Annotated in this window: 7 protein-coding genes; 3 read left to right on the forward strand and 4 right to left on the reverse strand. The window is 38.8% G+C overall.

Translation table 11 applies throughout. From position 1 onward, the window contains the following. Positions 1-44: 44 nt before the first annotated feature. Positions 45-1,487 (forward strand): S41 family peptidase, encoded by a 1,443-nt coding sequence (locus tag ACTBZY_RS15015; protein ID WP_463047160.1) that lies wholly within the window; start codon positions 45-47, stop codon positions 1,485-1,487. Between the two features lie 76 nt (positions 1,488-1,563). Here the strand turns inward: ACTBZY_RS15015 and ACTBZY_RS15020 are convergent, their stop codons facing one another. Next, the gene (locus ACTBZY_RS15020) at positions 1,564-1,863 is read right to left on the reverse strand and encodes a DUF3817 domain-containing protein (RefSeq protein WP_463047161.1); all 300 of its coding nucleotides are present in this window, start codon (positions 1,861-1,863) and stop codon (positions 1,564-1,566) included. A 114-nt stretch (positions 1,864-1,977) separates the two neighbouring features. Here ACTBZY_RS15020 and mnmH point away from each other — a divergent pair, with 114 nt between their 5' ends. Then, the gene (gene mnmH / locus ACTBZY_RS15025; protein ID WP_463047162.1) at positions 1,978-3,000 is read left to right on the forward strand and encodes a tRNA 2-selenouridine(34) synthase MnmH; all 1,023 of its coding nucleotides are present in this window, start codon (positions 1,978-1,980) and stop codon (positions 2,998-3,000) included. Continuing rightward, positions 2,985-4,028: a selenide, water dikinase SelD gene (gene selD / locus ACTBZY_RS15030; RefSeq protein ID WP_463047163.1), complete on the forward strand. Its 1,044-nt coding sequence runs from the start codon at positions 2,985-2,987 to the stop codon at positions 4,026-4,028. Before mnmH ends, selD begins: the two co-directional genes overlap by 16 nt. 49 nt (positions 4,029-4,077) lie before the next feature. Here the strand turns inward: selD and ACTBZY_RS15035 are convergent, their stop codons facing one another. The 3 genes from ACTBZY_RS15035 to ACTBZY_RS15045 form a co-directional block, all read right to left on the reverse strand. Then, positions 4,078-4,269: a CsbD family protein gene (locus ACTBZY_RS15035; RefSeq protein ID WP_463047164.1), complete on the reverse strand. Its 192-nt coding sequence runs from the start codon at positions 4,267-4,269 to the stop codon at positions 4,078-4,080. Positions 4,270-4,445: 176 nt separating this feature from the next. Continuing rightward, positions 4,446-5,843, reverse strand: a complete 1,398-nt coding sequence (locus ACTBZY_RS15040) for an efflux transporter outer membrane subunit (protein ID WP_463047165.1) — start codon at positions 5,841-5,843, stop codon at positions 4,446-4,448. Positions 5,844-5,856: 13 nt separating this feature from the next. Next, on the reverse strand, positions 5,857-8,653 hold a 2,797-nt coding region (locus ACTBZY_RS15045; RefSeq protein ID WP_463047166.1), incomplete at its 5' end, for an efflux RND transporter permease subunit.

Consider the following 8,653-nt stretch of genomic DNA (forward strand, 5'->3'; position numbering starts at 1 on the left):
TCGCTATGGCCTAAACTTCGACTCAATTAACTATTAAATAACCAATGAGAAAGTTTATTATAACCACGCTATTAGTAAGTTTACTATTTAGTGCATGGTCTTGTAAGGACAATGAATTAGTAACTCCAAGTACAGTTGTGAGCGTAACAGACGTCACAAACACTGGTACTACGAACGTTAATAATCTAACCAATAACTGGATTTATTCAGTGATGCAAGATGCCTACTATTGGACAGCAGAATTACCTGTTTTGTCTAAACTGGATCTAACCAGTTCACCCTTTGATTTCTTTGAGACTTTAATATATAATAGAGCGGTAAATGATAGGTTTTCTTCACTTACAGACGATTATGAAGCCCTTCAAAATGATTTCAATGGAGTTAGCAAAATTTTTGGGATAAGATATTCTCTGGCCTATTTAGATAATACACAAACCTCCCTAGGACTTTTTCTGAGTCAAATTTCTAAGGGTAGTGCTGCAGAAAGTGCTGGCATGCTGAGAGGTGATGTTATTATATCCATTGACAATCAAGCCATCACAGAAGCAAATTTCTCTTCCTTATTCAATTCTAGCGACACCCATAGTTTTGGACTGGGTAAGCTTGAAAATAGTACGTGGACAACAACCAAATCTATAAGTGTAACCCGTATTGTAACAGAAGAAAACCCCGTGGCACTCTCAAAAATCATTGAACTACCCGTATCAGGCAAGAAACTAGGATACTTAGTTTACACACAGTTTATACCTGGTACTTCTGATGCCTATGACAATGAATTGAGGTCTATTTTTGCAAACTTTAAAACCAACCAAGTCAGCGAGTTGGTACTAGATTTAAGGTTTAATGGAGGAGGATACATTAGCTCCGCTGAAGTGTTATCCTCTTTGATTGGGAAAAACACAAATAGTACAAATGTATTTTATAAGGAAAAATGGAATGCTTCCTACGAAAACTATTTGAGTGCAAGATATGGCACAAGCTATTTTGACCACAATTTCCTGAGTGAAGCCAACAATATTGGCAATCAGATTTCTAGAGTTTTCGTTTTAACCTCAAACAGCACCGCCTCTGCTAGTGAACTCGTAATTAACGGATTAAAACCTTACATGGAGGTCATTACTGTAGGAGAAAACACTTATGGAAAAAACCTTTTTGGCACTTTAGTGAATGATGACGTAAACAACAGCAATTATGGAATTTATGTTATGTTGGGCGAAACTGCCAACGCATTAGGACAATCTGACTACGGTACCGTAGATGGCATTGCACCCACATATTTAGCAAAAGACGAGGTCATACCATACTTACCTTTTGGTGATTTCAACGAAACCCTTTTTAGCCAGGTTCTAAATGTATTGGGCGAAAACACCACTGTGGCAAGTGCAAGAGTAAAAAACAAAACCACAATACAAAGAAAGAGCAATTTCGTAATGAAAGAAGCGACGGAATTGCCTATGGGCAAAATGATAAAAAACCTGCCTAACTAATCAAACAAGTATTTATTTTCTCTACCTATAACGGTCTTGGCTTCACACTGAAGTCAGGACCTCCTTTTTTTAGGACTTAGCTTTCCCTACTAAAAATCTTTTTGTCTGCATAAAAAGTACCAAAAGGTATCAAAGAAGCCAATAAAGCCCAAAAAGTAATTTTAAGATTCCATTTTTTAGTATAAGCTACCCACAGCACCAACGCCACATAAAGCATGAATAATAAACCATGAGCCATACCGATAAAGTAATTGGGTTTGGGCAAATGATAAACATATTTCAAAGGCATAGTGATGCCAAAAAGAAGATAGGAACACCCTTCCATAAATCCAATAATTCTCAGCCAGCCCAGAGCCGAATTTGTCAATGCCATCATACGTTTTTATTTCTAGATATAGAATCATAAATTTCAGTTAAAAGGTTCAATGGCACTTGAATTTAGTAGCTTTGTCAATCCTAGTAGACCCGAAATAATTTTGACTATGATGGCATGGCAGTTCAAAAAATAGATATTGAAACGTTTTTAGAAAAGGCCAAAACACGCCCTATTTTGGATGTGAGAAGCCCTTCGGAATATACTCACGCTCATATTCCCGGAGCACTTAGTTTGCCGCTTTTTTCGGACGAACAGCGGAAAATAGTGGGCACAGCCTATAAGCAAGAAAGTAGAGAAAAAGCCATAAAAATTGGTCTCGATTATTTTGGACCACAAATGCGAACCATGGTAGAGGATGTAGAAGCACTTGACCAAAAAGAAGTCCTTTTGCATTGCTGGCGTGGAGGCATGCGAAGCGGAGCTGTGGCGTGGCTCCTAGACTTATATGGATTTAAGGTTTACAGTTTAGAAGGAGGTTATAAAGCCTATAGAAATTGGATTATTAACCATTTCGAAAAAACTTATCCTTTCAAAATTATAGGTGGCTACACGGGTAGTGCCAAAACCCTCTTACTTCATCATTTAAAAGAAGATGATCATGGCGTGGTAGACCTAGAAGGCTTAGCAAACCATAGAGGTTCTTCACTAGGGGGTATAGGACAAACGCCACAACCTAGCCAAGAAATGTTCGAAAACAAACTTGGAATGGTACTTTCTAAATTAACTGGTGCTGAAATGATTTTTATTGAAGACGAAAGTCAGCGGATAGGAAACATTCATTTACCACTGCCACTCTGGAACCAAATGAAAGGGAGTACCGTCTATTTCTTAAAGGTTCCTTTTGAAGAAAGGCTCAATTATCTAACCCCAGAATATGGTCAACTTCCTAAAGATGAGCTTAAAGAAGCTATTCTCAGGATTCAAAAAAGACTAGGCGGGTTAGAAACAAAAAATGCCATTGAATATCTCGATAATAATAACATAAAAGAATGCTTTAGAATACTCCTGAAGTATTATGACAGATGGTATTTAAAGGGCTCCAAAAACAAGAAATCTATTATTGAAATTGAAGCCGAAAATATCAACATTAAAACGAATCAAAACCTACTGATCCAAGAAATATGGAAGAAGAAATAAAACTCACACAATACTCTCATGGTGCCGGATGCGGCTGTAAAATATCTCCTGCAGTGCTAGATGTTATTTTAAAGGGCAATATCTCCATGCCAGATAATGATAAACTATTAGTAGGAAACCATAGCCGAGACGATGCAGCCGTTCTAGATTTAGGTAACGGCACTGCCCTTATCTCCACCACAGATTTTTTCATGCCGATAGTGGATGACCCCTATAATTTCGGCCGAATAGCTTCTGCCAACGCCATATCCGACGTTTATGCCATGGGTGGCAAACCGGTTTTGGCCATTGCTATTTTGGGCTGGCCCATCAATAAGCTTTCACCAGAAGTGGCTCAAAGAGTGATAGACGGCAGCAGAAGTATCTGTAAAGAAGCAGGTATTTCTCTTGGAGGTGGTCATAGTATAGATTCTCCAGAGCCTATTTTCGGACTGGCAGTAAATGGCATTGTAGAGGTTAAAAATATCAAACAGAACAACAAAGCACAGGCTGGTGATTTGCTTTTTTTAACCAAACCTATTGGTGTTGGTATATTAACTACAGCAGAGAAAAAAGCAATTCTGAAACCAGAGCATAAGAGTTTGGCGGCCAATCAAATGATGCAGCTGAATAAAATAGGCGAAGTTTTAGGCCAAATGGATTCCGTTTCCGCCATTACCGATGTCACTGGTTTCGGTCTTCTAGGGCATCTCACAGAAATGGCAGAGGGTAGCGGATTAAGTGCTGTGGTGACATTTGACAAAGTGCCGCTCATAACTCCAGAAATCATAGACTATATTAACGAAGGTGCAGTACCTGGCGGTACCAATAGAAATTGGGATAGTTATGGCTCCAAAATAGGACCTATTAGCCCACTACAAAAAGCCATCTTGGCAGACCCACAAACCAGCGGTGGACTCTTGGTGGCCGTTAATAAAGAATCTGTAGCCGATTTTCAAAAAGTTCTAAAAGCCAATGGACTAGAGAAGTTTACGGAGTCTATCGGATATTTGAAGGAACAAGGAGACATTATCATAGAAATTATCTAAACAAAAAAAGCGGCCTAAGCCGCTTTTTTTACTTCAAGACTAGAAGGGATTACCATTTGGCAACTTCCTCATTTATCTCGTCTTTCGTTTTTCCAAGTTTCACTTCTAGTCTACCTAAAAGTTCATCTTCTTTTCCTTCTTCGTAAGTTAAGTCGTCGTCTGTCAGTTCGCCGTACTGTTGTTTCAACTTACCTTTAACTACGTTCCAGTTTCCTCTGACCTTATTTTTAAAGCTATCCATTTTGTTTGTGTTTTGTTTTTAAAATAAACCTGTCACAAGCAATATTTAAAAGCAGATTCCTCAAAAACCACAAAAAACATAAAATACTAATAAACAGATATTTAAACCTAAACCGTAGCGTTGTCTTTAAAGAAAACTGTAGAATTACAGGGTCAATAATCCATATCCTGTATAAGTTATTCCCAACCTCCACCTAATGCTCTGTAAAGATTCACTATGGACTGCAGCTGTTCCAATTTATCGTTGACGCCGTTTAACTGAGAAGCTATCAGTGCCTGCTCAGAATTTAGTACATCTGTATAGTTGGTATTAGAACTATAAACTAACAGCTCTTTGGTATATTCTACAGCCTTGGTTAAAGACACTATCTCTTTACTTCTTATTTGTTCTCTTTCCACCGCGGTCTGGTAGGCAAATAAAGCATTAGAAACCTCTTGTCCTGCTCCAAGAAGCGATTGCTGGAAACCATACATGGCCACATTTTGGTCTGCTTCCGCAATAGCCAATCTGGCTTCGTTTCTTCCTTTACTAATAATAGGTTGCGTCAAACCACCCACGATGCTGTAAAAGATTGATTTACTGAAAAAATCTTTCAACTCAAAACTATTGAAACCACCGCTGGCAGTAATGGTTAAAGAAGGGTAAAAATAAGTTTTAGCCACATTTATATTTTCAAAAGACGCCATTAAAGCATATTCTGCCTGCTGTACATCTGGTCTGTTCTGTAGCAGCTCAGCCGGCACTCCAGTTTCAAGCTCCTTATAAGCTTCCTGAATGTCTAAACTTGACCTGTTTATTGACCCAGAAGGCATACCCAATAAAAAACTTAGTGTATTTTCTGTTTCTCTTATCCCTTTTTTGATATTTGGAATTAAAACCTCTGCCGAATAAAGGTTGGCTTCCGCCTGCATAACCTCTGCTTCCGTCACATAACTAGATTCCTTTAAAGCTTTCATAGATTCCACACTCTCCGTTCTGTTTTGCACGGTTCGCTCGGTCACCGTTAGCTGCTTATCTAAAGCCAATAAACCATAATATGCATTGGCGATATTTGCAATCAATTCTGTTTGAATCGCTCGTTTAGTGGCATCTTCTTTCATCAAATTAGCATAAGCAGCTTTCTTAGCACTCTTTAGCTTACCCCAAATATCTGCTTCCCAACTTGTGTTTAATTGAAGGGTGTTGGTATGTGTTGCCAATCTGATTGACCCTGCAGGAAAGTTAACCGCCCGAGAAGAAAGCTTATTTTCAGTTCTATTTAAACCCGCACTTACGCTTGGAAAAAACGCCAATTCACTTTCTCTAAAAGTAGCCTGAACGGCAGCGATTCTTTCTACCGCAATTTTCAAATTCAGGTTTTCTGCTAAACCAGTAACTATCAAATCTTGTAAGATGGGGTCAACAAAAAGCTGCTCCCACTTTAAGACAGCCATGCTGGTGGTATCTGTAGTTGCAACGCCTCTATAAAGGTCTTCTGTATTTACATGAGGCTGCTGATAAATACTTGGTTTTACACAAGCACTTAACAGAAATACGCCAAATGTCAATATCGATATACTTAATTTCAATTTCATTTTTAATGATTTTTTAGTTTTCCGGATGTGGTTTTGAAGACACCTTCTCTTGTAAGGTTTGGAAAACGATAAACAATATTGGGATAACCAAAACTCCAAAAATGGTTCCGATAAGCATTCCACCTACCGCTCCCGTACCAATAGAGTTATTACCTGCAGCACCTACTCCACTTGAAAGCATCAATGGCAATAGGCCAAATATAAAAGCGAAGGAAGTCATTAAGATAGGTCTCAGTCTAGCTTCGGCAGCACTGACAGCCGCATCTACAATACTAAAGCCTTTTCTTCTTCTTTCTGCCGCATATTCCACGATCAGAATAGCGTTTTTGGCCAATAGACCAATAAGCATAATGACCGTAATCTGCGTATAAATATTATTGTCAATGCTAAATATTTTGTCAAATATAAAAACACCCGCAAGACCGATTGGCAAAGAAAACAACACCGCCAACGGTAATATATAACTCTCATACTGCCCGCAAAGCAAGAAATAAACAAATACGATACACAGAAGGAATATATATATAGTTTGGTTTCCTCCTGAACTTTCTTCTTTAGAAAGACCCGAAAATTCAAAACTATAACCATCTGGCAAAGATTTAGCAGCCTCCTCCTGAATAGCCACTAAAGCATCTCCAGAACTAAAGCCTGGATTTGGTGTACCTGTAATACCAATAGACGTAAAGAGGTTGAATCTGGAAATAGCCTGTGGTCCGTAAACTTTCTCAAGTGTGATAAACTCAGATACAGGCGACATTTCCCCTGCCGAGTTTCTTACATAAATAGCATTCAAACTTTTAAGGTCTGCCCTGTCCATGGCTTCTGCCTGATAAAGCACACGGTATTGTTTTCCGAATTTATTAAAATTGGAGGCATAAACCCCGCCATAATACCCTTGGAGCACACTAAGCACATCAGACACGGAGAGTTTAGATTGCTTAATTTTAGCTACGTTCAAATCTATTTGATACTGTGGGAAGTTTGGATTAAATGACGTTCTGGCAAACAGAATCTCAGGCCTTGCATTTAAGCCCTCTAAAAACTGCTCACTAACCGTATTAAAATCTATCAAATTTCCCCCTGACAAGTCTTGGAGCTGAAATTCAAAACCTGATGTAGTTCCGAAACCTTGAATGGTTGGGGGAGCAAAAAACAAGATCTTTGCATTTTTAATGCTCGATGTTTTCTGGAAAAGTTCAGTGATAACTTCTTGCACCGTTCTATCTCGGTCATCCCAAAGTTTTAGTCTAGAAATAACCATCCCATAAGAGCTACCCGTACCACTAATGATAGAACGCCCGCCTATTTTCAGTGTAAAGTCTACCTCGGGAATAGTATGCACAATACTATCAATCTCCGCCAAAACTTCCTCTGTTCTTTCTTTTGAGGCCCCTACTGGCAAAGAAACATCTGAGAATATGGTTCCTAAATCTTCGTTAGGTACAAAACCTTTAGGTGTGGTTTCCATTCCCCATACTAAAATGGCGACAAAAACAGCGATAATAGCTCCCGCAATCCATTTGGCTTTAGCCATAAAGGAGATCATGCTTTTATAGCGAGAAGTCATTCTATTAAATGAGGTATTGAAGGCTAAACTAAAACGCGTTAAAAAAGTCGTTTTTTTGTTTTTATCATGCGGTTTAAGCAAAATGGCACATAAGGCAGGACTTAAAGTCAATGCGTTTATAGCTGAAAGTAAAATGGCAATGGCGAGCGTTAAACCAAACTGCTTATAAAACACACCCGATGAACCTTGAATAAAACTAACCGGAATAAATACCGCCGCCATTACCAAAGTAATGGAAATAATGGCTCCAGATATTTCGTCCATCGCGTCTATACTGGCTTTTCGGGCAGACGTGTAACCACTATCCAGTTTGGCGTGGACCGCTTCCACCACCACAATGGCATCATCTACCACAATACCAATGGCCAATACTAAGGCAAAAAGGGTTAGAAGATTGATACTAAAACCAAACAGATTTAAAAAGAAGAATGTACCAATAATTGCCACTGGCACACTAATAGCCGGAATAAGCGTTGACCTAAAATCTTGAAGGAAAATAAAAACAACTAAAAACACCAATACAAAAGCCTCTAAAAGCGTATGAAAAACATTTTCAATAGAAGCCTCTAAGAAGTCATTGGCATTAAGAATGGTGATATAACTCATTCCTTTAGGGAAAGACTTCGATGCCTTCTCCAATTCACCCAAAGCTCCTTCTATTACTTCCTGAGCATTAGAACCAGCAGTTTGACTAACGGCCACACCCAAGGCGTATTTACCATTCATTCTCACAGAACTGGTATAACTTAATGCTCCCAATTCTATTCTGGCCACATCTTTTAATCTTAGTAGCTGTCCATCATCACCTGTTCTAATAATAATATTACTAAACTCCTCTTCATTTTTTAACCTCCCTTTATACTTCAAAGTATATTGAAAACTCTGATCGCCTTCTTCACCCAATTGACCAGGAGCCGCTTCTAGGTTTTGCTCTGCCAAAGCCGCATTAATATCAGACGGCACTAAACCATAACTTGCCATAATAGTTGGCTTAAGCCAAATTCTCATGGAGTAGTCCATCAAACCGAAAGGCGATGCATCTCCCACTCCGGCAACCCTTTTTATCTTGGGAATAAGGTTAATATTGGCATAGTTCTGTAAGAAAGTCTGGTCAAAAGTGGAGCTATCACTATAAATAGCAAAAATCACTAAGTTACTCGATTGTCTTTTTGTGGTTTGAACTCCTGCTTTAACAACTTCTTGAGGCAACAAGCTGGTGGCCCTAGAAACTCTATTTTGAACA

Source organism: Arcticibacterium sp. (assembly GCF_055134445.1).

Bases quoted from the DNA above. Each gene is read 5' to 3' on its own strand.
- ACTBZY_RS15015 (WP_463047160.1), top strand. From the start codon at position 45: ATGAGAAAGTTTATTATAACCACGCTATTAGTAAGTTTACTATTTAGT.
- ACTBZY_RS15020 (WP_463047161.1), bottom strand. From the start codon at position 1,863: ATGATGGCATTGACAAATTCGGCTCTGGGCTGGCTGAGAATTATTGGA.
- mnmH (WP_463047162.1), top strand. From the start codon at position 1,978: ATGGCAGTTCAAAAAATAGATATTGAAACGTTTTTAGAAAAGGCCAAA.
- selD (WP_463047163.1), top strand. From the start codon at position 2,985: ATGGAAGAAGAAATAAAACTCACACAATACTCTCATGGTGCCGGATGC.
- ACTBZY_RS15035 (WP_463047164.1), bottom strand. From the start codon at position 4,269: ATGGATAGCTTTAAAAATAAGGTCAGAGGAAACTGGAACGTAGTTAAA.
- ACTBZY_RS15040 (WP_463047165.1), bottom strand. From the start codon at position 5,843: ATGAAATTGAAATTAAGTATATCGATATTGACATTTGGCGTATTTCTG.